At 64.1% G+C, this 25,147-nt stretch carries 27 protein-coding genes; 3 read left to right on the top strand and 24 right to left on the bottom strand.

Translation table 11 applies throughout. The annotated features are described in order from the left end of the window. Position 1 precedes the first annotated feature (1 nt). The 5 genes from Q2M23_RS24850 to Q2M23_RS24830 all read right to left on the bottom strand — a co-directional run bounded on the left by Q2M23_RS24850 (position 2) and on the right by Q2M23_RS24830 (position 3,271). Complete coding sequence (locus tag Q2M23_RS24850) at positions 2–238, bottom strand: hypothetical protein (protein WP_316397358.1); 237 nt, start codon at positions 236–238, stop codon at positions 2–4. Between the two features lie 44 nt (positions 239–282). Beyond that, entirely contained in the window at positions 283–1,500 is a 1,218-nt protein-coding gene (locus Q2M23_RS24845) for a GGDEF domain-containing protein (RefSeq protein WP_316397357.1), read from the bottom strand. Between the two features lie 249 nt (positions 1,501–1,749). Next, positions 1,750–2,226 (bottom strand): 30S ribosomal protein S9, encoded by a 477-nt coding sequence (rpsI, locus tag Q2M23_RS24840; protein WP_028333930.1) that lies wholly within the window; start codon positions 2,224–2,226, stop codon positions 1,750–1,752. After that, positions 2,226–2,690 carry a 50S ribosomal protein L13 gene (rplM, locus tag Q2M23_RS24835; RefSeq protein ID WP_016840522.1) on the bottom strand — a complete coding sequence of 155 codons (465 nt, stop codon included), beginning with the start codon at positions 2,688–2,690 and terminating at the stop codon, positions 2,226–2,228. The genes rpsI and rplM overlap by 1 nt, the downstream gene beginning before the upstream one ends. A gap of 152 nt (positions 2,691–2,842) precedes the next feature. Beyond that, entirely contained in the window at positions 2,843–3,271 is a 429-nt protein-coding gene (locus tag Q2M23_RS24830) for a PaaI family thioesterase (protein ID WP_057020654.1), read from the bottom strand. Between the two features lie 229 nt (positions 3,272–3,500). Between Q2M23_RS24830 and Q2M23_RS24825 the strand changes: the two genes are divergently transcribed. Then, positions 3,501–3,827, top strand: coding sequence for a hypothetical protein (locus Q2M23_RS24825; RefSeq protein ID WP_316397356.1), 327 nt, complete (start codon positions 3,501–3,503; stop codon positions 3,825–3,827). Positions 3,828–3,848: 21 nt separating this feature from the next. On the opposite strand, the gene Q2M23_RS24820 is transcribed toward Q2M23_RS24825, so the two are convergent. Then, positions 3,849–4,052 carry a hypothetical protein gene (locus tag Q2M23_RS24820; RefSeq protein ID WP_316397355.1) on the bottom strand — a complete coding sequence of 68 codons (204 nt, stop codon included), beginning with the start codon at positions 4,050–4,052 and terminating at the stop codon, positions 3,849–3,851. Positions 4,053–4,136: 84 nt separating this feature from the next. Here Q2M23_RS24820 and Q2M23_RS24815 point away from each other — a divergent pair, with 84 nt between their 5' ends. Together Q2M23_RS24815 and Q2M23_RS24810 are read left to right on the top strand one after the other, a co-directional pair. Further along, the gene (locus tag Q2M23_RS24815) at positions 4,137–4,346 is read left to right on the top strand and encodes a hypothetical protein (protein WP_316397354.1); all 210 of its coding nucleotides are present in this window, start codon (positions 4,137–4,139) and stop codon (positions 4,344–4,346) included. Next, the gene (locus Q2M23_RS24810; protein ID WP_316397353.1) at positions 4,343–4,555 is read left to right on the top strand and encodes a hypothetical protein; all 213 of its coding nucleotides are present in this window, start codon (positions 4,343–4,345) and stop codon (positions 4,553–4,555) included. Before Q2M23_RS24815 ends, Q2M23_RS24810 begins: the two co-directional genes overlap by 4 nt. Before the next feature lie 13 nt (positions 4,556–4,568). Here Q2M23_RS24810 and Q2M23_RS24805 read toward each other — a convergent pair whose 3' ends face one another. From Q2M23_RS24805 to Q2M23_RS24720, 18 genes are all read right to left on the bottom strand, one after another. Next, complete coding sequence (locus Q2M23_RS24805; RefSeq protein WP_316397352.1) at positions 4,569–5,201, bottom strand: phage tail tip lysozyme; 633 nt, start codon at positions 5,199–5,201, stop codon at positions 4,569–4,571. Next, positions 5,191–8,166, bottom strand: a complete 2,976-nt coding sequence (locus Q2M23_RS24800; RefSeq protein WP_316397351.1) for a hypothetical protein — start codon at positions 8,164–8,166, stop codon at positions 5,191–5,193. The genes Q2M23_RS24805 and Q2M23_RS24800 overlap by 11 nt, the downstream gene beginning before the upstream one ends. Then, on the bottom strand, positions 8,163–9,620 hold the full coding sequence (locus tag Q2M23_RS24795) for a hypothetical protein (protein WP_316397350.1): 1,458 nt from the start codon (positions 9,618–9,620) through the stop codon (positions 8,163–8,165). The genes Q2M23_RS24800 and Q2M23_RS24795 overlap by 4 nt, the downstream gene beginning before the upstream one ends. 1 nt (position 9,621) lies before the next feature. Then, positions 9,622–10,338 (bottom strand): hypothetical protein, encoded by a 717-nt coding sequence (locus Q2M23_RS24790; protein WP_316397349.1) that lies wholly within the window; start codon positions 10,336–10,338, stop codon positions 9,622–9,624. Further along, a complete protein-coding gene (locus Q2M23_RS24785) occupies positions 10,338–11,081 on the bottom strand; it encodes a hypothetical protein (protein ID WP_316397348.1) in 744 nt (247 codons plus the stop codon). The genes Q2M23_RS24790 and Q2M23_RS24785 overlap by 1 nt, the downstream gene beginning before the upstream one ends. After that, the gene (locus Q2M23_RS24780) at positions 11,062–11,535 is read right to left on the bottom strand and encodes a GNAT family N-acetyltransferase (protein ID WP_316397347.1); all 474 of its coding nucleotides are present in this window, start codon (positions 11,533–11,535) and stop codon (positions 11,062–11,064) included. Before Q2M23_RS24780 ends, Q2M23_RS24785 begins: the two co-directional genes overlap by 20 nt. Continuing rightward, complete coding sequence (locus Q2M23_RS24775) at positions 11,532–13,619, bottom strand: hypothetical protein (protein WP_316397346.1); 2,088 nt, start codon at positions 13,617–13,619, stop codon at positions 11,532–11,534. The genes Q2M23_RS24780 and Q2M23_RS24775 overlap by 4 nt, the downstream gene beginning before the upstream one ends. Continuing rightward, the gene (locus Q2M23_RS24770) at positions 13,619–14,326 is read right to left on the bottom strand and encodes a hypothetical protein (protein WP_316397345.1); all 708 of its coding nucleotides are present in this window, start codon (positions 14,324–14,326) and stop codon (positions 13,619–13,621) included. The genes Q2M23_RS24775 and Q2M23_RS24770 overlap by 1 nt, the downstream gene beginning before the upstream one ends. Before the next feature lie 14 nt (positions 14,327–14,340). Continuing rightward, on the bottom strand, positions 14,341–14,964 hold the full coding sequence (locus Q2M23_RS24765; RefSeq protein WP_316397344.1) for a hypothetical protein: 624 nt from the start codon (positions 14,962–14,964) through the stop codon (positions 14,341–14,343). Between the two features lie 67 nt (positions 14,965–15,031). Continuing rightward, positions 15,032–15,703, bottom strand: coding sequence for a hypothetical protein (locus tag Q2M23_RS24760; RefSeq protein WP_316397343.1), 672 nt, complete (start codon positions 15,701–15,703; stop codon positions 15,032–15,034). 71 nt (positions 15,704–15,774) lie between these two features. Then, the gene (locus tag Q2M23_RS24755; protein ID WP_316397342.1) at positions 15,775–16,854 is read right to left on the bottom strand and encodes a phage major capsid protein; all 1,080 of its coding nucleotides are present in this window, start codon (positions 16,852–16,854) and stop codon (positions 15,775–15,777) included. Between the two features lie 16 nt (positions 16,855–16,870). Then, positions 16,871–17,905, bottom strand: coding sequence for a hypothetical protein (locus Q2M23_RS24750; protein WP_316397341.1), 1,035 nt, complete (start codon positions 17,903–17,905; stop codon positions 16,871–16,873). A gap of 73 nt (positions 17,906–17,978) precedes the next feature. After that, entirely contained in the window at positions 17,979–20,240 is a 2,262-nt protein-coding gene (locus Q2M23_RS24745) for a hypothetical protein (RefSeq protein ID WP_316397340.1), read from the bottom strand. A 1-nt stretch (position 20,241) separates the two neighbouring features. Then, on the bottom strand, positions 20,242–21,888 hold the full coding sequence (locus Q2M23_RS24740; protein ID WP_316397339.1) for a terminase large subunit domain-containing protein: 1,647 nt from the start codon (positions 21,886–21,888) through the stop codon (positions 20,242–20,244). After that, the gene (locus Q2M23_RS24735) at positions 21,866–22,501 is read right to left on the bottom strand and encodes a hypothetical protein (RefSeq protein WP_316397338.1); all 636 of its coding nucleotides are present in this window, start codon (positions 22,499–22,501) and stop codon (positions 21,866–21,868) included. Before Q2M23_RS24735 ends, Q2M23_RS24740 begins: the two co-directional genes overlap by 23 nt. 57 nt (positions 22,502–22,558) lie before the next feature. After that, a complete protein-coding gene (locus tag Q2M23_RS24730; RefSeq protein ID WP_316397337.1) occupies positions 22,559–22,804 on the bottom strand; it encodes a hypothetical protein in 246 nt (81 codons plus the stop codon). Position 22,805: 1 nt separating this feature from the next. Then, the gene (locus tag Q2M23_RS24725; protein ID WP_316397336.1) at positions 22,806–23,858 is read right to left on the bottom strand and encodes a hypothetical protein; all 1,053 of its coding nucleotides are present in this window, start codon (positions 23,856–23,858) and stop codon (positions 22,806–22,808) included. 46 nt (positions 23,859–23,904) lie between these two features. Continuing rightward, a complete protein-coding gene (locus tag Q2M23_RS24720) occupies positions 23,905–25,140 on the bottom strand; it encodes a hypothetical protein (RefSeq protein ID WP_316397335.1) in 1,236 nt (411 codons plus the stop codon). Between the last annotated feature and the right edge of the window lie 7 nt (positions 25,141–25,147).

Raw genomic sequence — 25,147 nt, 5'->3', positions numbered from 1 at the left:
GTCAGGAGAGCAGCAGCACCGTTCCCGCGACCATCAGCATCACGCCGGCCAGCATCACCATCGGCCAGCGACTCTTCGGCGGCTGGTATCGCCCCTGCGCGCGCCGTTCGGCGATCAGCGCGGTCTCGTATTCATGCGAGTCCGAGAACAGGCAGGCGAAACCGCTGCGCGCCGAAACCGCGGCGGCTTCGAGCGACATCAGGGCTGACTGCGGATTGCGGGTGCGGATCGACTCCATGCCCGAAAGCATGGGATCGAATGGTTAACCACTCGTTACCGCACTCATGCCCGGATGCTCGCCGGCTTTTGCCGCGCCGAAGCCGGCAGGCCCGCGGTCTTGCGCCGCCAGTTCTCCAGCGAGAGCGGCAATTCCTCCGCTGCCTCGACGCGGTTGCGGCCGCCGCGCTTGGCCTGGTAGAGCGCGGTGTCGGCCGAGGCCAACAGCACCTCGAGCTCGGTGCCGGCGGGACCGCCTGCGACGCCGATGCTGACCGTGGTGTCGACCGCGCCTTCCTCGCAGGTGATGTTGCTGTTCTCGAAGGCTTCGCGCACGCGCTCGGCGACCAGCACACCCTCCTCCAGCGAGCACGGCAGCAGCGCCGCGAATTCCTCGCCGCCGATCCGGCCCGACAGATCGCTGATCCTGAGGCTGTTGACCACGACAGCGGAGAACAGCTTCAGGATCTCGTCACCCGCGGGATGGCCGAAGCGGTCGTTGATTGACTTGAAGTGATCGATGTCGAAGATCATCACGGTGACCGGCCGGCCGGCAATGGACTCGCGCTCGATCACCCGCGCGCAGGCCTCGGTGAAGCCGCGGCGGTTGAGCATGCCGCTCAGGGGGTCGATCGACGCGGCCGTCTTGTGCACGGCCACCGCGCGGTCCGACACCATCATAAAGATCACGAACACCGTGCCGATCGCGTACAGCACGAGTTCGATCGAAAACAGCGTGACCCAAAAGCTGGAGACGAAATTCTGGCCGTTCAATCGCAGCAGGTCGCCGACCAGGATCGGCAGCATCAGGACGCAACCGTGCGCGACCGGGATGACGATCGCAAGCCAGCGCCGTTGCATCGCGCGGCGGCGCTCGCTCCACAGTTCTGATGCGGTCAGCGCGGCGTAGATCGCGACGATCCCGGCACCGATCGTCAGGCGCATCGCGGGATCCTCAACCGTCGTCACCGCCCCGATCCATGCGATCGGGCCGAGCACGAGGCCCAGCAAATTGGCCTTGCGGCCGTGGAAAATGCGCGCGGCATTCCAGACCAGGCCGCAGGCGGCGAATCCGATCGCATTGAGGCCCAGCAGAACCATCGGATCGAGCGTCGAACTACCGACCGTCCAGACCGCGACCGAGGCCGCGCCGAGCAGATAGGCGGTGCCCCACCATTTCAGCGCGGAAATGTTCTCCTGCCTGCCGAACAACCACAGCATGGCGCCGAGCATGCCCGCGACCATGGTGGCGAACAAATAAAGTGTCGATGGATCGAACGACATAAACTCACCCCAGCCCGGTGTGATGCAACGTTCGCAGGCGCAAATGAATACGGTGATGCAGCGCCATTGCGAGCCCGCAAGCTAGAAGGTGCGAGTTCCAATTTCGTTTGCACGCACACGCAAGTTTTCATGAAAAACTGCGCTAATTCGCGCCGAAGCATCGCCGGTCGGACGCAGCAAAAAGGGCGCCTCGCGGCGCCCTCTGCAACTCGATGCCCGCGGCAATTGCCGCGAATTTTAGAACTCGAATTAGCGCTTCGAGAACTGGAAGGACTTGCGGGCCTTCGCCTTGCCGTACTTCTTGCGCTCGACCGAGCGGCTGTCGCGGGTCAGGAAGCCGCCCTTCTTGAGGACGCCGCGCAGCTCGGGCTCGAAGTTGGTGAGCGCCTTCGAGATGCCGTGGCGGACAGCACCGGCCTGGCCGGAGAGACCGCCGCCGGCGACGGTGCAGATCACGTCGTACTGGCCGTTACGGGCGGCAGCGACCAGCGGCTGCTGGATCATCATGCGCAGCACCGGGCGGGCGAAGTAGACTTCGAACTCGCGGGTGTTGACCGAGATCTTGCCGGAGCCCGGCTTGACCCAGACGCGGGCGACCGCGTCCTTGCGCTTGCCGGTGGCGTAAGCGCGGTTGTACTTGTCGACCTTCTTGACGTATTTCGGCGCGTCGGGAGCGGCCGGCTTGACCTGCGAGAGCTGGTCGAGGGACTGCAACGTATCGGACATTATGCGGCCCTCGTGTTCTTGCGATTCAGGGAAGCGATATCGACCTTCTCGGGGCTCTGCGCTTCATGCGGATGATCGGCACCCGGATAGACGCGCAGATTGCCCATCTGCATGCGGCCGAGCGGACCACGCGGGATCATGCGCTCGATCGCCTTCTCGACGACGCGCTCGGGGAAGCGACCCTCGAGGATCTGCTTCGCGGTGCGCTCCTTGATGCCACCGATGAAGCCGGTGTGCTTGTAGTAGGTCTTCTGGTCGCGCTTGCGACCGGTCAGCACCACATGCGCGGCGTTGACGATGATGACGTTGTCGCCGCAATCGACATGCGGGGTGTAGGTGGGCAGGTGTTTGCCGCGCAGGCGCATCGCGACGAGCGTGGCGAGACGACCGACGACCAGACCCTTGGCGTCGATCACGACCCACTTCTTCGTCACTTCGGCGGGCTTGGCCGAGAACGTGCTCATGTGTGAAATCCGTGAAAAAGAAATCGGCGCCGTATGCGCCGAACTGGCAGCTTTCTAGAGAAGCCGCGATCGCGCGTCAACGCCCACGCGCTCAAATTACATCAGAAAAAACAATGGCTTGCAATTATGGTGCAATAATACCGTAGAAAAGCCTATTGATTTGGAATGGAATAGGTCGCCGTGACATGGGCGATGGGATCGGGAGACGAGCCGGACAGCAGGTTGACCTCGCCGACCGCGAGCCGCTTGCCGAGCTTGAGCAGCCTCGCCACCGCAAGTACGTCCTGCCCCGGCTGACCCTTGCGCAGGAAGTTGATGTTGAGGTTGGTGGTCACGGCAAGGCCAACCGGCCCGATCGCCGACAGCAGCACCACGTACATCGCGAAATCCGCCAGCCCCATCAGGGTCGGCCCGGACACCGTACCGCCCGGCCGCAGCATGCGCTCGCTGAAGCGCTGGCGCAGCAGGGCGGTCTCGCCGTCGGCGCTTTCGATCCGGACATCGTCGTAGACGAACGCCTGCGGGAATTCCCTCCGCAGGAACTCCTCCACGTCAGCCACGCTCATTTTCGCAGTCGCCATGCCGTCCCTGCCCTCGCTTCAGCCTGCCTGTTACATTACTTTGATTTGCGATACAAGGCCATAACCTTGAACTCATTGCAAAAATTGATGTTTTGTATCTTGTATGTATGTCACTTCATACGCGTTTTGGGCACTTTTTTGGGCGCGTATCGGGTGTCTGTCGAGTACGACTAATTAACGCTTCGCAACTCAGAGACACACGCCTATACATTCAACCGTTGATTTTGGAATGCTTGAAGTGAAACTTACCAGGGTACTACTCTATACCGCCGTCGCGATCGTGACCGTGGTTCTATACACCGCCCCAGACCGTGCGACTTTCGTTATTCTTGGAATCATCTGCGCGGCGCTTCTCGCGTTGATAATCCAGGCGTGGCGCGATGACTACGACGGTGAATGGCACCCCGTTAAGACCGTGCCTTGGAAGAGCGTCACGCTGATCGACGGCTCTACGGCCCGCGGCGGCAGTGTACTGTTTCGCCGGCGCGAGAAGGGTGCATGGCAATACCGCCGCCCGGACGGCGTCGAGCCGCTGACCGACTATTGGTCGTGGTGACCCCTGACCGAGGATGGACGCTTAGTCTTTCGTCTTATCCGCTTTCTCGCGACGCTTCACTTCCCGCTCAATGGCCTCACGGATGAATTGGGCCATCCCCTGATCGCCAACGAGCGCGCGAATGCGCTCCCGGATTTCCTCCGAGATGCGCACGTTTGTTGATCGAATTCCCAACGGAGGCCGCCCCATACGGCGGGGAATATCCGGTGCCGGAAAAATTGTCAAAACCACCTCCCATAAGCGGTGCCGCTTATTGACACCATAACCGGCACCGCTTATAAAAGCAAGGCCAGCTATGGAGGCAGTAAAATGGTTGTCGTTAATTATCCAAAGGCCCCGCATGGACCTCGCAACCTCAAGGCAGGCGGCTTCACCAATGGCCTATGGAGACTTCAAGAGCGTAGAGACGCCCTGTTGGCTAAGCTTCGCGCTAACCGCGACGAAGCCGCTGCACGAGGTGATCATGCTGAAGCTCTGGCCATCAACGACAGGATCAAAGACCTCAAGGACAAAGTATGACACCGAAGCAACTGGATTATGTATTGAACGGCGCGAAAGTATTCATTTACAAGCGCCCCAGTGATGGCGCGATCTATCCCAGTCTTGAAGATTTTTCGCGATTTGGCGTCAAGGCGCTTGACGTAGTGCGCGTTAAGCTAAGCGCAAAGTCCACAGCGGAGTCTGTTCTGGCTGATCCGAAAGTGGTCGCCGCATGTTCGCGTTCCTGAGCAGCGACGGGGCCTAGCCGTAGAGCTGCGCGAGGCCGCTCCCGCCGAGCAGCGCCTGTCGGCGCTGTTGCGCCTCTGCTGCGGCCACCGCCTGACGGCGCGTGAACTCATCTTCCGCCGGCGGCTGCACGAACGCCGCTGCAAGCCCCACGGGCTCGGCCGGCAGAACGGCGGGCTGCATCGCCGCGGCGATCGGCGCGGGCCCCGCTACGGGCGTCTCGCCAGCAAGCCCGGCCGCCACGCCGTATCGGTTCGCCCACCCATGTCCGGCTTCCGGATTGGCCGTCGTGTAGCCCTGCGGGCGCTCGAAGGCCATGCCGGCGCGCACCGCGTCGCGGACGTTGGTCGCGCCGAACAGCGCGTCGCCGGCACCCTTCTCGGTCGTGCGGAGCTCGCGGTCCATATAGCCGAGCTGCGTGTCGAGATTGGCGGGGTCCTGCCCCGTCTCGCGGGCGAAGCTGTAGAGCCCGGCCAGGCGCGGCCCGCGCCACTGAAAAGCGCCGTATGCCGTCCCGTTGTCGCCCGTGGCGTTCGGGTTCAGCCCGCTTTCCTGCACGCCGTGCCCGACCATCGCCGCGGCCTGCGGCAGGCCGTAGCCCCGCTTTTGCAGCCACTGCAGGGCGTATTGTTGCACGTTACCGGCCATTCTTGTCGTCCCTGTTGATCGCGTCCTTGACGTCATCGGGTGCCGGCTGGCCGGTCAGAATGTCCGTCAGAGTCGACGCCTCGTTGCCGAGATAGGCCTTCGTGGTGCGCGCCAGGGCGGCGCGATTCGCCGGGTTGTTCTCTTTCAATAGCTGCGCGGCGAGATCCGGGTCGAGCAGCGCCTTGTCGAGCAGCCGCTCGATCGCGTCGCCCTGCGCGCCGCGCACCAAGCGCCGAGCCGCGACCGAGCCGAGCGCGGTCAACATGAAACCGAGCGACGTCTGCCCGCGCTTGTAGGCGTAGAGGCGGCTTTGCAGCGTCTCGGGCGTGAGCACGTTCGACAGGCCCTGCGACGTGCCGGACGTGTTCGGCGCCTTGCCGCGGGACCGCAGGTCGACGTTCTGCAGCTCGTCGGCGATCTTCCGGACACGCGCAAGCTGTTCCGGATCGTCGCGGTAAAGCCGCTCGGCGACGGCCGCGTTCGCGGGGTCGTCGAGAAAATTCTTCAGCCGGTTCGGCATCCACGGCTGCGTGCCGTCGGTCGTGCGCGTCGTCTCACCGTTCGACCGCGACTTGCTCTGCATCAGGTCCCAGAACGACTTCTTCGCGCCTTCGACGGCCCGGGCGTCGTTGTTGACGAAATTCAGGGCTTCATCGATCGCGGCGCCGGGGTTCTTCGACGCGATAATACCCTTCAAGGCGTCTTGCGACCGCTCGTCGCCGTAAGCCAGATACTTGCCGACAGTGCTCGTGCCGGGTCGATCCGGCGCGCCGAGCTCACGCGTCAAGTTCGCCTGGCTGGCCGTCGCTTCGTCGAGCGATCGGCGTAGGCCCGCCGCATTATCAAGCTGGCCGCGAACACCCGCAAAGCGGGGGTCGGACAGGACGGTGTTGTAGCGGCCAAGGTATTCGCGGAGTTGGTCGGGTCGCTCGAGCAGTCCGCGATCTCGGACATCAGCCAGGATTTGATCTCGAACAGCGCTGATCGTCCGGTCATCGTTGCCGGTCTCCCTCATCAGGTTGCGGAACTCGTTGATCCGGCCTTCGTCGGCCTGCACGAACTTGCCGGCGATGGCACTGTCGGGCTGGCGGTACTGACCTTCGGTGCGGTCGAGCGTCTGCGCAATGGCCGACTGCGGTCGCGTGAAGCGGTCGTGATAGTCGACCGTGGCGTCGCGTGCCGCGTCGTACTGCTGGCGCAGCGTCTCCGGAACGTTCTGGTCGAGATAGTTGTCGAGCGCCGTCACGTGCTCGTCGATGATGCGCGCCTCGTTCGTACGGCCCGCCGTGCGGGCTTCTCGCGATGCGTCGGTGAGCGCGCTGCGCAGGCCGGTCACTTCGCGCAGCGGCTGCGTGATCGGCTCCGTGACGGGGTTGCCCGCCGCGTCGACCTGCGGCGGCTCGACGGGCCGCTCGCCCGACAGGCGCTGCGGAATACCCGCCTCGTTGGGCTGGAAACGCTCGCGCTCGGCGGTGGACAGCCCGCGATTGACGCGCGCGAAGTCCCGCGCCAGCGGCGCCATGTCGACCTGCTCGCCGCTCCGGTTCAACGGGGCCCACGCCTCGCCGACGATAGCCCGCGCGTCCGCGCTGGCGCCTTCCAGCGCCTGACGGATATTCGCCCCGCGGCCCTCGCCGGTCATCACGGGACGCAGCGACTGCGTTGCGCGCTCGAATGCGTCCTGCGCGTTCTGCGTCTGCACGCCGGCATCGGTCAGGCGGCGGCCGCGCTCTAGATCGAGCTCGGCGCGCAGATCCGCCGGGTTGCCGTTCGGGGCGTTCCGCTGCATCTCTGCATCGACCGCAGCGGTGTTCTCGGTACGGCGCGCGGCGAACTCTCTGGCGTTCGTGCCGGTCTGACGGCCGTATTCCAGCGTCGCGAGCCCCGGGTCGGCTGTGCGATCGGCGATGCTCTCTTTGAAACCGGGGATCGTCTCGCTAACGCGAGGGCCCCGATTGATCGCGTCTACGAGCGGCTGCGAATCAATCGGTTGGCCTTCCACCTTCGGGAGCGTCTCGGCGTTGTTAAGCAGACGGTCGGTGACGTTTTCCTTGACGAGTTGGTTGCTGAACTTGTCGCGATTGAAGAGCGCCTGTCTGACGTCATTTAGCGGCCGTTCGACAATGCGAGCCGCGCCGAGCGCCCCCGCGCCGCCGAGCGCGCCGAGAATGTCCAGCGTGTTAGCGGCTGTGCCGTGTTCCTGCGCACCCATACCGCGCGCCGCTTCGCCGGCGAGGCCTGCGCCGGTCCCCGCTGCGGCTGCAGTCGAGCCTTCGCGCACAGCAAAACGAACTGGGTTGATCGCGGCAGGTTCTACGAACATGCGCGCCAGGACGGGCAATTCGCGAGCGGCTTCGACGCCCATCTTGCCGGCCTGCACAGCGGCGCCGACAGGGACTGCGGCCGCGCCGATTTCTTCGCCGGTACGGCTCAGCAAGCGCTCGGTCATCGTACTCGGCGGTCGCACTTCAGGGATGAGCCCGAAGCCGCCAAGCGCTTCGTCGATCGATTTCGAGCCCATGAACGGCTTCGGGCTGACCGGCGCGCCGGCGACGGCCATCCCCGCGTTCACCAGATCGACCGGCAAGCCGACGATGTTCGCGACGCCACGTCGCGCACCACGCGCCAGATAGGCGCCCTGGTCGCCGATATCGCTCAGCGTACCCATTACGCCACGGGACGGCGCTTCCGGCGCTGGTGCGGCCGGCGGCCCGAACACGGCGTCGTGCAGCGTGTCGTACCAGCCCTTCGGTTGCGAAACCTTCGTCAGCGCCGCGGTGTCCGCGTCGGCCGCCGCGGCCGCCACGGCGGGCTGCGACGCGACTGCGGGAGCCGTCGAAGCGGCCACATCAGACAGGTTCGACGCCGGCGCTGCTGGCTGCGTCGACAGGATCTGCGACACTTCGGCGTCGGTCGCGTCGTCCGGAACCTGAATGACGCGACCTTCGAACTGTACCTGCCTCATTGCGCCCGCCTAAGCTGTCCGTCCGGCCCGCGCTCCCAAACTTCCGGCGCGGCCGGGCTGCTCGGTGCCGGGGTCGGCGTTGCGGCCGGCGTGGGCACCCCGCCCTGCACGGCTCGAGCCGCATCCGGACGAATGCCGGACAGCAGTCCGCGCCGATCGGCGGTGATCTTGTCGAGCTGGTCGAGCGTCGCGATCGTGCGCGCCGTGTTGCCGGTGAGACCGCCCTGGCCGAGCGCACTCGCGACCTGCTTATAGCGGTCGTTCGAGATCCGGCCATCGGGGTCAAGCACCTTCGCGACCTGCGCAGTGAGCAACGTTTCGAGCATGTTCACCGCGGGAATGTTCGGATCGAAGTTCGTGAACTGCTTCGCGATAGCCGGATCGACGCGCCCGGCGGCGATATCGTCCTGCATCTTCTTCATGTTGACTTTGAAGAGCTGGCCGACTTCGTTCCCCGACTGCAACACGTCCTGCACCGTGCCGCGGATGCTGCCGGCGAGGCCCTGCACCGCCTTGTTGTTCGTGACAAGGTTGCGGAGCTGCTTCGACGTCTGGTCGACCAGCGCCAGGTCGACGAGTTGGCTGTCGATGTTGTTGTTCGCCGTCGTGCCGAGCCCGGTGCTTTTCTGATCGCCCTGCAGGTTCGCGCTGTAGGTCTGAACGCCGGCCGGCAGCTCGGCGCCGGTCTGCGTGTCGAACCACTTGTTAGAATCCTTGTCGAAACGCGCGGTACCGACGGCGCCGGCGGGCGTCTTGTAGTTCGCGACCTGCGTCTGACCTTTGTCCTGAATGTATGGCGTCTTGCCGACGGCGTCGGGCGTGAAGGCGACAACCGGCTCGCCCTTGGCGTCCTGCACGTTGGTTGTGCCGACGCCACGCATAGCGAACGCGCGCTGAGCTTCTTCCGGCTGTTTGGCGATGATAGCTGCCGTCATCTCGCTATCGGTCAGCGGCTTCGGCTGGCCGACGATCGTCTCGCCGGTCGCCGTGTTGACCGTCTGGCCCGGGTTGGTCGTGACGTTACCGCGGAACATACCCGGCAAACCCGTGGCTTCGGCGGTCTGGACCGGCAAGACGGCCGTCTGCCCGTCGCTGAGAATGACAGGCTGCGCGTTCTGCCGTGCGAGCGCGCCGGCATTGTTGATGTTCGCCACATTGGCGGCCGACGACGCGGACACGTCGGCGTTGCGGCGCGTCGTCGCGTTATTCTGATCCTGCGCGTAGAAGCTCTGGATCGGCGTGTAGTTGCCGACGGCGATGTTCCTGCGATCGAAATCCGGCTGGTTAGGGTTGTTGTAGAGATCGGACAGCCGCGCCGCCTTCTCGCGCTCGGCGTTCGCTTTCGTGTAGCCGTAGACGTCCGCGCCGGTTGGCGTCTTGAACGCTTCGGCCAGGTTGTCGAACGCCGACGCAATCGTCGGGTCGAAGTAGAGCCCATTTCGCCGGACGGCCATATTATGCCCCGTAGGTGAGGAACGGCGTGGCGCCGCTCGCGAAGACGTTCGAGCCGTTCGGCGCCAAGCTGGCGGCAAGATTTCCGACGGCGGGCTTCACAGCGGCCGCTGCCGGTGCAAACGAGCCGGACAGGCCCGCGGTCAACCCGACCTTACCAAGCCCGCCGAACAAGTCCGACAGCGCCTTGTAGCTGTTGCCGGCGTTGTTGGCGCTGTCGAGCTCGAGCTGTTCGACCGCCTGCGACCCTTTCTTGAAGCCACCGATCTGGTTGACTGCCTGCGCGTCCTGCGCCTGACCGCGACCGATCGTGCCCATGAGATCGCCGAACGAACGCAGGTTCGCCAGTGCGTCGCCTTGATTGGCGACGTAGTTGCTGGCGATCGCATTGCGGTTCGTTAGATCCCGCGCAACAAGGTCGGACGGCGTCGCCGGCAGCGGGTTCGTCGTCTGTGCCGTGTTGAACGTCGTTACGGGCGCCTTGAACATGTCGGCGAGCCGGGCCGTGTCTGCGGCCTGCTGCTGATCGAAATTGGCGTACCGGCCGAGCGACTGGTTGTTGACGCCCTGCGCTTCGGTATCGAGCGCTTGCTGCCTGGTGCGTTCGGCCGCGATGACCTTGGCGCGCGCCGCATTGACCGCGTCGTTCGCGTTGTTGCCCAGAATCGACGATACGATGGTCGAACCGCCGCCGAGAAGTGCAAGTGAAAGCGGGTCCATTATGACACCTTTACCGAACCGCTCGGCGCAAACAGGCCGGTGTTGAACGGCGCCTTGACCGTGCCGCCGCTGTAATACTGCGCGCGTTCAGCGTTCGCCTGCGTCCCGAGCGCGCTGGTGAAGTTCGAGAAGAGCTGGCCGAGCGGCGAGAACTGCTGCGGCTGCGACAAGGCCGTCGCGCGCGACAGGGCGTCACTTACAGACTGCTGGTTGTCGCCGGTCGTGTTGAGCTCGTTAATCAGGTCCGAACGCGCCTGCGCGACCGAATTGCGGGCCTGGTTCTCCGTCGACAGAGCGGTGTCTGCGATCTGCTGTTGCGCGGTACCGGCTTGCTTGTTCAACGTGCCTTCGAGATCGGACCGTGCCGAGCTATTCAGCAAGTGCTGGCGATCGAGCGAATAGGTCAGTTGCTTCCGCGCGTCGGCGAGCTGATCTTCGAGCTGCGGCGTCGCGTATTGGGTGTAGGCGTTGCCAACCCCCTTGAAGAAATCGTCGGTGAAGCCCTTGAACGTGTTGCCGGCGAGCGGGTCCGGCGTTGCGCTCGTCGAGTCGGTACCGCCCATCGCGTGCGACAAATCTGGCGGCGTGCCGCTCGAAGTCGTCAATGCAGGAACCGGCGTTCCGTCGAACAGAGCGTTGATCCGCGCCGTGCCGTTCCGGATATTGGCCTGCCGGGCCTGTTCGTCGGCGCGCGCCTGTGCGGCGTTCTGCGCTGCCGCGTCGTCACCGCCCTTTTTCGCCATTGACCCCGGCCTTCCGTCTGAGGAACGCTCCGACACACTCCCAGCCAAAATGGCCCATTAGGCGTATCGTGCGATCAGTCGTCAGATTGTTGTCGTTGCCGCCCGTGCTCTCGATCGCGCCTAGCTGATCGCTCCAACGGGAAAATTCCTGCAACAACAGCGCGGCGGCCCGAGTGCCGCGTTTGTCGGGTCGAACATATGTACCACAAAGCGTCGTATAAATGCCATCGGCAAAATCAAAGGCCGAGATCGTCGCCTGCGCGACGCCGATAACCTGGCCGTCCTGCTCGGCGAAGAAGATCGTCGGGTGCGCGCTGGCGATGTACCGGCGGAAGGTCTCCCGGGTGTTTTCCTCGCTGAACGTCAGGTGCGGGTAGTTCTCCGGGAGCATCAGCCTGGCAAGCTCGACGAACGTGTCTTCCTCTTCCGGCATGGCGAGACGGACATACATCATTCGCCGCCGTCCCCGTCGAATTTGATGACCGCCGACGACACCTTCTTTTCGCCGGCGCCGACACCCTTAAAGCGCAGACTGACATGCGTCGTTCTGTGCTCGAACGGGATCTTGTCGCCGGCGTAGGTCGAGCCGTTAACCACGGCGACTTTGTCCGACACGTTCGGGTTCTTCGGATCGAACGCGACCCGAACTTCCCACTGTCCTTCGCAGCCGACGTCGAGCGTCCGGAACTGCTTGTCGTCGGCCGGTGCCCCGCAATCGAGGTATGGCGTCCAGAGCTCCGGTGACGTCTCGTCGTAAATGACGTCATTGCCGAGCCCGCCGAACACGTAGATCGTGTCGCCGGACCGCAAATAGACCTTCTTTTTGAAGACCGCGTAGTCGTCCACCAGAAACGGCACGCCATCCACGCCAGGCGTGTAGGTTGCCCACGAACTGATTTTCGAGCCCTCGAAGAAGCTCAGCACGACGATCAGGTCTTTGAAGCCGAGCCAAAAACGACCGGACGTCGGTTCGATCAGTCCGACGATCTTGCTGCGATCGGCGGTCGACATGGGCCGGATCTTGTCGACAACGAGCGTATCGACGGCCACGCCTACGTCGCTCGTCGAAGCGGCATTCGAGGCGTCGCGGGCGCGCAGGGAGCGGACGCCGCTCTCGTCTAGGAAGAAGACGTCGCTGTCGCCGAATTGCGTCACGCTGCGCGGGCTGGTCGTCCCCATGTTGTTGAGAACCTGAACCTGCGCGTATTTCGTCGGGTCCGGGTCGATTGCCCAAATCTGCGTAACGCGCTCGGCGAAGACTGCAATCCACTGCTGATACTTCGCGAGGGCCTGCAGCGATTCCGAGCCGCCGGCCTGTGTCGACATATCGATGAAACCGGCGCCGGTGTTGTCCGGCGCTGTCGCAGTGGTTTGAAACCCGGTCGGGTTGTCGATCGCCGAGAAGTTCAGATATTGACCGTTCGTGACGTACTCTTTCGAGCCGATCGTCTTCGCGAACGTGCCGGATTGAAAGATGTTGCCGGGGTCGAGCCCGCCGGACAGAATGCCCGCCGGCGTGAACGTCATGCCCCGCAGCAACGTAAAAGCGACCGCAAAGCCGTTCGCCGCAACCCCGGGATCGGCGGCCAGGATATTCACCCTGTCGCCGACAGCCGTCGCTGTGTAGTCCGGCAGAGACGCGTAGCTGTTGATCGAATCGACGATCGCCTGTGCCGTCGCTTCGTTGCTGGTCGCCCACGTAACCGGCCCGGCCAGGATCGACACGCCATTGACCGTAATGTCGGCCACTTGCGAAGGCGCTGCGTCCGCGCCACCCTGCATCGCCGTCACGTTCGAGACGGCCGTGTCGCCGTTCAGGACGAACGTCGGCGTCGGCCCGTTCGCGACCGCGCCGGCGGTGATGGCGAAAATGGTCACGACGGGACCGTCGAACGCTGCGGAGTAATCCGGGTTCGACACGTAAGCGTTGATCTGCGCCGCGATGGCGCCGGCCGTCGTGGTGTTGTTCCCCGTGTGCTGCACAGGAACGCCGAGAATCGACACGCCGCCGATCTGGATATCGCCGAACGTGTTGACGATGCTGTTCGAGCCGCCCGACACCGTGAATTGGCAGGACGCCTGAATGGCTGGCTGCGGTCCGCCGGCGACGACGCGGAAGGGAAACCGCGCGCGGCCGTCCTGCCAGTCGGTGACGCGCTGGCCGTCGTAGAAGTGGTAAATCGTGCCGTCTTCATATTCGGCCACGACGTAGAGCTTCGTAGCGAAGAGATCGTAGGCCCGGATACGGTACAACGGCGTGATGCCGTCGGGGTGCTGAAGTTGCTGGTAGAGCACGCCGCGCGGCGTTGCCGGCGCCGGGCCCGAGCCGAACACGTAGAGGCTTCGCTGCGTCGCGCCCAATCCGATCGTGCCAGCGGGAAGAGAATAGGCCTGCACGAACGCTGGCCGCTGCTCGAACTCGCCGCCGCGCGAGACGTGGCCGTCATTGGCGCGAATGGCCGAGCCGCCGGGCAGCGCCTCGCTCATGCGCCGCGTGTCGAGCCCACCTTTGATGTCTTTGAGCCAGAGCGTTCCCATCAGGCGCCCGGCGGCCTGTATTGCCCGACGAACAGGCGCCGGACCGGTTCGGCGCGGCCGATGCCGAACATCCTGAACTCGCGCCGCGGCGTGAGATGGCCTTTCAGCCGCGCCAGGCGCCGGTTCGCGATGTTGAGCGCGATCTTGCCCTTCTGCGATTCCGGCTCGAGCTTGTTGGCCGCGTAGTTGACGATGACGTCATCGTCCAAATCGCAGCGGTCGCTGTCCGCGACAAGCGGCCGCAATCGGCGAATGCCGGTGACCTTCAGCGTACCTTCGAGCGTCGCCGGCTCGGCGTTCTGATCGGGGATCGGCCAGACTTCGACCTGCTCATTCTCGGCGATGCGCCAACGGCGGACCGGCCACGCGCGCTCACCAAGCTCGGTGTTGTGCGCGCGCAAATGCCCGGGGTCGATACCCGGCAGGACGGGGTTCCAGAGCCCCGCGTTCATGACTTCTATCCGCTCGATACGATCGATGTCGAAATCGTTGTGGATGTCGTAGAGGTACTGTCCGGCCTGCAGCGGGTAGTTGCGCCAAACGCGCAAATGCGGCCATGTGAAATCGTCCCACAGCCACTCTTGCGTCTTTTGCAGCGCCTTAACTTGGCGATCCCGGACCTGATTATTGTGGGCCGGGTTCAGCGAGAGGCCGAGCGCGGCGCGTAGATCGTCCAGCAGCTTTACCAGCGTCGTTCCACGCGCCATCGCCCAAGCACCTTTCAGTCGAGAACGCTGCCCTTGTCGGCACCGTCGCCTTCGGCGTTCTTCCGGCCGATCTCGTCGTTCATATCCTCGCCGACGTCTTCATCGTCACCGTCGGTGTTGTCGTCCTGCGCGACCGGCGCGGGTTTGGCGGCGCCCTGCGATTCGATCGCCAACGCGATCTCTTCTTCGGTGCTCTTCGAGGCGTAGCCGTTCGGCGGGTAGTGCTCGGCGCGATAGCCGGCGGCCATCCACTCGGCGATCGTCGGCCCGTCCTGGCGCAAGCCGGCATCCCAGCCGGGGCGGCTGTCGGTCGTCATGTGGCCCTGCGCCTTGAAGAAGGCTTCGGGAATGTCCAGTTCGTGCAGCTCTTCGTGAACGCGAGCCGCTGCGCCCGGGTAAAGGTTCTCGACAATGCGTTGCTCGCTGTTCGGCACCTTGGCGTTGCCGTAGATATTCATCAGGCGTGCGCGTTCGACGGAATGGGCGCGCTTAATGTTGCCGACCGGCTCGACGTCCTGAACCGACTCCTCGCCGTGGATGGCGCGCAGGACGGCGATCTCGGCCGCCGTGACGCCCCACTTGTAGACGGTGTTTCCGTGGTCGCCGCCGAGCGACAGGCGGATATTCGCTGTGTGCATGGTAACTCCAAAGAGGTTGCTGCGGTGGTGGGTAGTTGAGCGGGGCGCGCGGCCCCGCCCTAGGCGATCAGTAGTTGAACGCCGAGTTCTTCCGGATGCGGATATTGACGAACCCCTGACCTTCAGCGAAGGCCGTCACGCCGGCCGCTTCGATCGAGAGTTTGCTGTCCGGGGTGAGCACGTTGGCGCCGGTGATCGCCGCGCCGGCGACGACCTTGCCCAGCGGAGTCGCGTTCGCTGACGTCAGGGCGATCAGGCCGCCGCCGACGTTGGTCGTGCCGATTTCGAGGTTCAGGGTCGCCGCCTTGGCCGCCGTGGTGACGGGCTTGGTGACAACGAACTCCCAATACTCGATCGAGCCGTAAAGGCCCGGCCGGATCTCGGTCATGACGTCGCCGTTGGCGGTGATCGACGCCAGGTCGATCGGGACCTGCAACAGGACGATATCGTTGCCGTCCTGCTGATCGGCGCCGAGCGACAACTTCGTGCCGGCGGCCCACGTGTAGGTCGAGTTGTTGGTGATGGTGATCGCCGACGCGCCGAAGGACAGCGAAATCTGCGCCGCCGCGACGGTCAGCTTCTCGTTGTCGTTCAACATCACGTAGGAACCGGGGCCGGCGAGGCCCGCGTTGAACGTGTCCTGCGTAGTGCCGGTCGGATAGGGAACGTCCACAGTCGCAGCGTTCGCGACCGCCGATGCGAGTACCGTCGTCACGACGGCCATACGATTCGCGGGCATGTGAGCCTCTTCAAAAACTGGTTGCCGGAAGGGTGGAACGGGCGCCGTGGCGCCCGCTGTATCACCTTGTCTTACGCGATATCATACACCGCGGACGTGTTGAGCTGCTTCGCGATCATGACGGCGGTCGTCGAGATGCCGTTGTACATGACCATGCGGTCATACGGCCGCGCCGGGTTGTGCTTCTTCATGCGCTGCCCGTCCATGTAGAGCACGCGGAGGCCCGTCTTGCTCATATCGATGACGTACATGCGCTTGGAGAGGCCGAGATCGTCGAGGGTCGGGTCCCAGACGATCGGGTTCTCTTTCCAGTAGACCGGGCCCTGCGAGCCGTCGACCGAGCCCTTCAGACCGTTCATGGAGTAGAAGCCGTTCGCCCGCATTTCCTTGCGGTAGCCCGCAATGAAGTCGGAACCGGCGAACAGCTTGTAGCGCGTGGTGCCCTTCCGATACTTCGAAAGCTGCAGCCACTCTTTCTCCAAGAACTCGATCAGCGCGCCGCCGCTGGCGGTGTTGACGGCGATCGGGCCCTGCCCGCCGGCGCCGGCGTTGGCGGTGGTCGCCGCACGGTTGCGCCAGTAGGCCAGCGCGACGCGCGAGAGACCGCCGGTCGAGCCGAGCGTCGGGGCGTCGAGAATGATCGACTGAATGCCCGCAAGGGCCTTCGCGTCGGTCGAGCCGTCGCCGTGGATGAGCCGATCGAGGCTGAACGCATAGTCTTCGCCAAGGTCGTCCATCTTCTCGTCGAGCAGGTTCGCCAGGGCATGCTCTTCGCGGCCGCTGACTTCGCTGGTCGTCTGATCGGCGCCGTCTTCGGTGACGTTGATGCCGTCGATCTTCAACTCGGTGTGCGTGATCTGCACGCCGATGAAGTGCTCTTTCCACGGGAAGCGAGCCCGCTTCGTGCCGGTCGGGTTGTAGTAGGAAAGCTGATCGTCGCCCGAATAGCCGGCCAGCGAACCGCCGCCCTGCCCCGCCTTGACCGCGAAGCTGACGTTGGTGTTGCCGCCCGAGAACTTGCCGGCCGCGGCGTTGAACGCCTCGAGCATCGGCTTGTTCGCGACGTTCTGAGCCCAGACCTTGCCCTTGTCGATATAATCTTCAAGGGCAGAGTTGTTGATGTTGGCAATTTCGTCTGCCGTGAAGGCCATTTTTCAAACCCGGAGTTTAGCCCGCGCTTGCCTTCCCCCGGGCCCGAACAATGTCGAGCGTGGTTCGAGGCTTCTCGCGGACCGAGCCATTGACTGACCCACCATTCACGGGCTTGATCGCGGGCTTCCGACCTGCCGGCGGTGCGCCGGACTGTTGCGCAGCGGGCGCCACGAACGTCTTGTTCACGGCGTCGTATGCCTTTTTGAGCTGCGCCAGCACGCCGTCCTTGTTGGTCGGCTTGCCTTCGGTCGTCTGCAGATAAGCGATCTCCCGCATGATGAGAGGTTGCTTGGCGGCCCAGTTCGGGTCTTTCGCCTGGCGATCCTGCTCCCAAGTCTGCGCAGTGGTCGCGAGCTCATTCGCAAGAGAAACCTGCGACTGGCGCTGCGCGCGCTGCTGATCGAAGCTCTGCCGTGTTTCGTGCGACTTGACGCGCGCACGCTCCCGGCTCAGTTCGAGCGCCGTCTCGGCGGACATTTCGCCCTTCTCGACGCGCCCCCTCAGGTCATCCGGCAAAACCTCGCCGGCGGCGACCAAGAGCTGCTGCAACCAGGGCTTCAGTTCGGCGAAGGCGCCAGCCGGGTCGACCTTCGCGCGAGCGAAAGTGTGCAGGGCGTTGGCGGCTTCTTCGGCGTTCAAGCCATTCGCGTCGAGATAGTCGGTGATATTCTTGTACCGACCAGCGTCTTCGCGAAAGCCGTTGCGCTGCCGAATGACTTCCTGAAACCGTGGATGCTTGTGGAACGGAACGTCCGAGAAATTCTCGTTGTCCGGTCCGGCTTGGGTTGCTGAATCGCCGGTCGCCTGACCGTCGGTTCCGCCTTCGGCTGACGAAGCCGCCGCTGCGGGCCGCTCGCTGACAACGTCTTTGACAACGCTCAGAAGCGACGCATCGTTATCGTCGGTGTTCGCGCTGGATGACTGCGCGGCTGCGCCTTCGCCTTCACCGCCTTCGGCGGCTTGGCCTTCGGTCGCGGCATCCGGGTTCGAATTGGTGGACGAGCCCAACTCTTCGATATCTTCGTCCGTGTTGTTACCAATAGGAGGCATACAATTCCCTTGGATGGTGGTGCTGTTTGTATCTCGTGTATGTCACAATATCAAGCCATTTGGTACAAAAAGCCTAAACGCGGTTGTTGCCCATCGGCGCGTCGCTGCCTGCGGGCTTCTCTGCGGCCGGCTTCGGGGCGTTCTGCCCGCCCTTGCCGCCCTGCGCCGCCGGGTTGTCCTGCGCGCCAACCGCTTCCGGCTGCGCCATCTGGTTCAACTGCGCGATCGACGGCAGGCCGTCGACAAGGGCGTCGGTCAGGTCGAGCTTGTCGTCGAGCCGACGCAGCGTTTCCTTCGCCAGCCAGATCGGCTTGATACCCGGCATCTGGATCAGGAACGGCAGCATGTTCTGCCAGTTCTTGACTTCGATCGCCTGGTTGGGCTTGCCCATCGACCCGGCTTCGATCTCGAGGAAAACCTCGTTGGCGATATCGGCGAGCGACATATGCGGCCACACCGCGCCGGGCCCGAGCTGCGCCTTGACGGTCTCTTCCGACATCTCCCGCAGCAGGATCTGACCGGCGGCCCGCGCGATGACGGTCATGAAGCCGTCGAGATCGTCGACGCTCGAGCCGTCCGAGTTGTTCGTCGTGCCGGCGGCGATCGCCGATTCCGTCGCGGTCGCGCTCGACGTGGCGCCGAGTTGCGCGGCCTGCGCTCCGACGGCGAGTTGCGCGTCGCCGAACACTTCGCCCGTGTCGTAGAGGTTCGGGTCGACGCCCGGGACGGGAATGCGCTGCAGCGCCTTCGACATGTCGGTCGCCGGGTCGACGTTGAGACCGATCGCGTCGAACGGCTTCATCTTCTTCAGCCGATCGACGTCTTCATCCTCGAACAGCCCGTTCGGGAACACCCAGCGCGGCCGCGCGGCTTCGCGGTGCTCGCGCTTGCCCTGGCGCGAACGGTTGAGTTCGTTCTGCATGTCAAGGATCAGTGACACGTCGGACGGCGGGAACAGCTCGTCTTCGCTCTCGACTTCGTTGAAAGTCAGGGCGTAGACCGGCCAAAAATCCTCAACGAACACGTCCGGCGGCGCCGGCTCGCGCAGGAAGGCGTTGTAACCGTCCGCCAGGTAGTAGCAGAGCCCGCTCGGCTTGTCGTAGTGCTTCCACACGCGGCACAGGCCTTCGCCCGGCTTCGTGCTGGTGCGCTCGCCGTCTTCGTCGAACAGCGCACCAGCAACTTCGCCGACGGTCTTCCCTTCCGCCGTATAGTTGGCGCACTGCGACAGGTCGACGTCGAACAGTTCGCGGATCTCGGTCGGCGTGTATTCGTATTCGATCGTGACGTGACGCGCGCCGACAAAGCCGACGAGCGTCTTCGTCAGCATGTCCGGAATAACCTTCGTCGACCGCGGATAGTCGAACACCAGACCTTCGCGGATCAGGATTTCCGGCTCGTTCTGCAGGGCCGTCATCGATTCCTGCAGCTCGGCCATCTCGGCGTCGTACTCTTCGATCTCGCCCGCCTGCGCCTTTTCGGCAAGCACGCGCAAATGGTCGAGCCGCGTCCGCGCATCGGCCATGTGATCTTCAAGCCCGGGCCGCGGCCCGTACTCGCGCTGGAAACCGAGCTCGATATAACCGACGCTGGTCGTGCAGGTCCGCCGGACCAACTGCTTCGCCGCCGTCTTGAAGTCGACCGGCTTTTGCTCGCGCAAGGCGCGAGCGTAAAGCAGCTCCATCGTCTTGCCGACGCGGTCGAGCAGCTTGCGGTACTCCATGCCCTGCTGAAAGTCGGCCAGCAGCGCGCTCGCCTGCTGTGCTTCCGGCGAGGGTTGGTAGGGCTGCATCGCGGCGTCGTCGAGCGGCGGGCCGCCATTGTGGCCCATGACTGCCGTGTGAATCGGGCTCGGCGGCGCGGCCGCCATGGCTGCGGCTTGCGCTTGCGCGTGCGCAGCCTGCGCTACTGCGTCCTGCTGCAAGGTCTGCAGCGCCTGCATCAGCGACTGCGGGTCTTCGTCCCACACCGCAAAATCGAGCCGTTCGGTGCGGCTCGCCGTCGCCTTCGGGTTCTTCGCATACAGGGTCGCCGTCTTCTGTTTGACGTGCTGGCCGGCGATATTGGCCTTGTAGTTCTTCTCGCTCCAATCTTCCTCGCGGCCGTGCATCGCGACAAACATGTCGCGCTTCATCCGCTTGAACGCCTTTTCGTGATGCTTTTTGTCGGCTCGGATCTTCTTTTTGATCGCGTTGACCTGCGCCTGCACGTTCTGCGGCGGTTCGTTCTCTTCGGTGTTCGCCTTCTCGCCGCCGTTCTGCACCGTCGACAACGTCGTGTCGGTGTCGTCGGGTACTTCGTTGGTGATCGGCGCGCCGTAATCGTCCGTAGCCATGTCAGAAGCCCCCGGCCGCGCGCTCAGCGGCCTTTTCCTGCGACCATTTGTCCTGCATCTTCAGCCAGGCGACTGTTCCGAACGACGGCCGCTTCGGCGCGCGCTCGGTGGCCGATCTGCCGGGCTTGACCTGGCTTTCCATGCCGCGGCCGATCAGACCGAGCGTGTCGGCCCATTCGTCGTGAAGGCCGTTCGGGAACGACAGCAATTCCGCGATTGCGCGCTCAACCCACGTCGCTTCTTTCGGCCAGTAGACCTTGCCCATCGCGAAGCGGCCGATGATCGACTGCGCGCCCTGCACCTTGTCGCCGATCGTCGGCACTTCGCGGATATTGATGTAGACGCCGCGTTCGTTCATGCGCTTGCGCAGGAACGGCCCGATCGACTTCGTGATGTGATCGCGACCAGCCCACCAGAGCAACGGCTTCTCGACTTCGGCCATGTTCAACATGGCTTCAGTGACGGTGTCCGTCGGCGCCCGCCGCCAGAAGATGTTCGGCATGATGTAGATGTCGTTCTGCCGGCTGATGCCGACGGATAACATCAGCGTCGGGTCGTTGCGCTGCATCTGGCCGAGCGCGTGGTCGGAAGCGGCGTATTTGCGCAGCTCGAGCGGCAGTTCGTCCTTCGTGTAGTAGCGGACGTTTTCGCGCTTGAAGAGATCGCCGTCGAGCGCGGAAGGCCGCCCCTGATACAGGGCGGCGAAGCCGAGCGGGTCGAGATCCTGCTGTTCCTGCAGAAAATTGAGATCAAACTTGTCCGGCCCGTCCGGCCACAGCGGCTCGCCCGGCTTGCGGCCGAGCGGGTCGTTCTCTTCCGCGATGGCCGGCATGTTGATGATCTTAATCTTCTTCGCCAAGCGCGCGTTGTAGTGCGGGTTCTCCGGATCGGTGAGCCGGCCGATCGGATCGTCGGCGTGCCAGCGAGTAAACGTCAGGATGACGAGCTTTTTGCCCATGCGTCGCGTCATCGCAACTTTGGTGAACCACTCCCACGCCTGGTTGCGAACGGCCGGGCTGGCGGCTTCCTTCGCGTCCTTGATGAGATCGTCGCAGATCAACAGATGGGCGCCGCGGCCCGTGAGCGCGCCACCCCGGCCGACGAAAAACAGCAGGCCGCCGGCCGTCGTCTCAAGGCGCGCCTTGGCGGTGCCGCCGCGCGTCAGTTTGACTTCGGGGAAGACCTGCTTATAGGCGGGCGAGTTCATGATCGCGCGCACATTGGCGCCGAAGTCTTCCGCGAATTCGTCGCTGTAGGTCGCCACGACGACGTTGTGGTTCGGGTGCCGGCCGATATACCAGGGAGGCAAACGCCGCGAGACCTGTTCGCTCTTGCCGTGTCGCGGTGGCTCGACAAGAATCAGGAACTCGTAATTGGCCTTCTCGACTTCCTCGAGCGCGCGGGCCGTGGCGTCATGATGCCGGGCGTTCTTGTATCTGGACCGCTTGACGTCGTTCGGTGCTTCCGGATCTGGCGACGTGAATTTGATGAACGGCATGAAGCGTTCGCGCGCCAGCGTCGCGGCGTCCGCGCGCTCGAGCACGGCGACCTGACGGCGCAGCGCGACAACTTCGGCGTCCTGATGCGCAGGATCGACAAAGTCAAACCGCTTCCCCGTTCGCGGGTTAATTTTGTTTGGCGCGGGCATGCGGCAAGTTGCCTTCCATGCGCTCCAGGCGCTTGTCGAGCTTGTCGAACGCTTTGTCGATATCTGTCTTCAATTCTCCCATCGACGTGTAATAGCTGTCGCGGCGCATATACTTTTCGGCAGCTTCAGCGCGGAACTTCAATGCTTCCAGTTCCTGCGCGTGCAACAGATCCTTCATCTGCTGAATCGCGGTCCCGATATTTCCCTCGCTGGTGTCGTGCTTCAGGAACACTTCCTTGCGAAGGTCGGCGAGCTCTGTATCGACGTAGCTCTTCATGGCCGCTTCAGTCGCAGCGGTACGGTTTCCGGCGCCCCACACGCGGTCGAAAACAAAAAACGCGAACATTGCACCTGATATGCAAAGTGCGGCAACGCTGGTGTCCATTACGAAACGGGCTTTCTGAACTTCGACCGGAATTTCTGCCAGCGCGACTGCTTCACTGGCGCCGCCTTCGGCACCGGAACGGGCGCAGCGTCGAGCGACGCGGGCCGCTCTGCGGGGCGATCCCACGCGCAGCCAGCGACGCCTGATTCCGTGATCCGGTCCGCCCACCTTTGGTCGAAGGCGGTTTTGCCGACGATCCGGTACTGCGGCCGCTCGAACGCGCTGCACGCGCCCTCGCCTTCCTTTTCGCTGGCGCCAGGCGCGCCGAACGTCGCGAAGGTCGGATTAGTGGCACAGCCCGCTAGCAGTATCCCAGAAACCGCCGTTAGCGCTGCAATCGTCCACCTTAGAAACTGCACCTTTGACAGCACGGATAGTCTCCGCATTGCGGCTGGCTACGCCTGCAATGGCGTCGTTCCAACCCTTGTTGTAGATGTGAAAACCGATGCCGGTGACTGCGCCGGCCGCGACCAGCGCGACGACACCGTAAACTGCGTACTGAGCGACGAGACGTGCGAGAAGCGCCTGCATATCAAACTCCCTGGTCGCGCATCTTGCGCCAGCGCTCGAAGATGACGAACACCGCGCAGCAGACGGCCGCAGTGACGGCGATGACAGCGATCGTCTGCCAGGTCGACGGCGCGAGCCCAAGGAACGGCTTCACGGTGTTGACGATGACGGTCGCATTGTCCTTCGCTACCGAGATCGTCTGCGCGACGTCGCTCGCGTGCTGCAGTTTGTCGGCGACGTTGTTGATCGTGGTGACGGTCGTGTCGGTGTTCGCGTTCTTGGCGACTTCAGCGCCGCCAGCGGTCGCAAGCGAACCGATGACGCCGCCGGCGCCCTTCACGATGTTGGACGTGACCAGCGTCTTGCCCGCCGGGTCTTCGGCCGCTCTCGGCCGCGGCAAAGGCGCCTCGATCCCGGGTAGAACCTGCTTCCACTGGCGCAGCAGCACGGCGCGCTCGGCAGTGCCGTTGCTGTTCGGCCCGTTCACGCGTCGCGTCACAAGCGCGACGTTGTCGGCATCCGCCGCCGGCAGGCAGTTCAACGCCTTGAACTCGGCCGCCGCGACGCGCAGGGACGTCTCCGGACCGTCGAGCAGTTCCGGGTGCTCGTAGAGCGGGAAGCCCGTCATTTCGCCGATGCGCTTGTAGCTACCGGCGCCCGTGAGCTGCAGGAAGCCGCCGCCGCGGCAGCGGTAGGCGTCGCCTGGCCGCGTATTGCCGAGCTCTTTCGCCTTCTTCGGGTTGCCGAGCCCGTAGACGCGTTCAGCCAGCGCTTCCGGACGGTGCGCGAGCTGCTGCGCCTCTGCGTCGGTGACCTTCGCCGAGTGGTGCCATTTGCCCTTCGCCTTGTCGAAGCCAAACACTTCGACGATCCGCTCGGCGCGATAGTTCATGTTCTCGCGGGAAATTGTCCCACGACCACTCTCCCAACTGATTTGGGCCATGAAATGCGCGACGCGCAGCGGTGTGTTGATCTCGTACCTGGCGAAGACCTGCTCATGCGTCCGCACGATCGCGTCGACAACCGCGGCCGACGCGCGGGGCCACATGCGGTGCATAATTTCGGCGGTGAGCATGTCCGTCGTCTCTCGCTGTCTGTCGCCAATCAATACAAACGAACCGTTAATATTTGATACAGAACTGCTTCGCCACGTTCCGGGGCCGCGTCTCGGTGCCGCCGAGCCCGCCGTTCACGCCGCCCGTCGTGTTGTCGGAGTGCGCGCCGCCGATACCGCCGCCGGCATTGAGAGAACCGCCGTCATAGCCGTCGTAAGGGTGCGTGTGATCCTTCAGCAAATCACCCTGCCAAGCGCCGACGAACCGGCCCGCGTCGATGCCGCGCGCGTTGTCCCAGCCGCGGATAAACTCGCCGCGTGAATCCGGTAGACGGAATGTCGTGGCGAGATCGCCGGTCGAGAATGCGCCGTTGTTCCCTGCCGCCCACGTCGCTTCGGACACGATCGCGCCGGATGCCTGCGCCCATGTCCAGAGCGCGGGGTAAGTCGTGCGCGATACCAGCGCGCCATTCTCGGCGAGGAACCCGGGCGGTACGGTGCTGCCCGTCATCATGATCGTGCTGCCGACGGGAAGTGTCGCCTGGCTTTCCCAAGCCGTCCAAGCGATTCCGCCGCCCGTGTCGTAGCCGTGGCGCCGGAACGGAACGATGACCGACGTTGCGGTGCCGGCCGAGTACGGATAGGCGATCTGCGTGACGTAGTGTGTGCTCGCCGCGAGTACCTGCACAAGCCAACCGATCTGGCCGGCGTACACAGGCGCGTTGGCCGCTCCCGCAGCGCTGTACCATCCGCTGTCCCCGACGACGTTCCAGTCGGTAACACCACCCATGCCAGCCGTTTGCTTGGCGAGACGGTAGGTCGCGTTCGAACCGTCGATCTTCATCGCGCTGATGTTCGCGAGCGCGGTATCCGGGCTACCGATGCCGGCGAGATTGCCGGCCTTCGTCAGGAACAGGGACAGGTTGACGCTGCTGGCCGATGCTGCGGCCGCTGCCGCAGACGTCGCGGATGCCGCTGCTGAGCCCGCCGCTGCGGTCTCTGAGGCCGCTGCCGCGGCCGCCGATGCCTCCGCGCCAGCGACCGCCGCGGCGACGAGATCGCCGTTCGTCGGGTCGAACGTGAGCTGCAGCCCAAGCGCCAGGCTGTCGTAGTTGACGATCCCGTTCTTCAGCGCGCCGTCAGAACGCCGCACGTCCTTGATCGCGTTGACGAGCTGCAGAATGGCCGACGCGATGTTGTCGTACTCGTTGTCGACCTTCGGCGCCGGCAGCGGCGACGTCGGCGAGTTCGCTTGAAAGCTGCTGAAGTTGTAACTTGGGCTGTACGGCTGCGGATCTGACATGTCTGCC

The sequence above is a fragment of the Bradyrhizobium sp. 33ap4 genome, assembly GCF_032654765.1.
In the GTDB taxonomy this organism is placed as follows: domain Bacteria; phylum Pseudomonadota; class Alphaproteobacteria; order Rhizobiales; family Xanthobacteraceae; genus Bradyrhizobium; species Bradyrhizobium australafricanum.
Note: the sequence above shows the minus strand (reverse complement) of the source record. Positions and strands in the feature narration are given on the sequence as shown.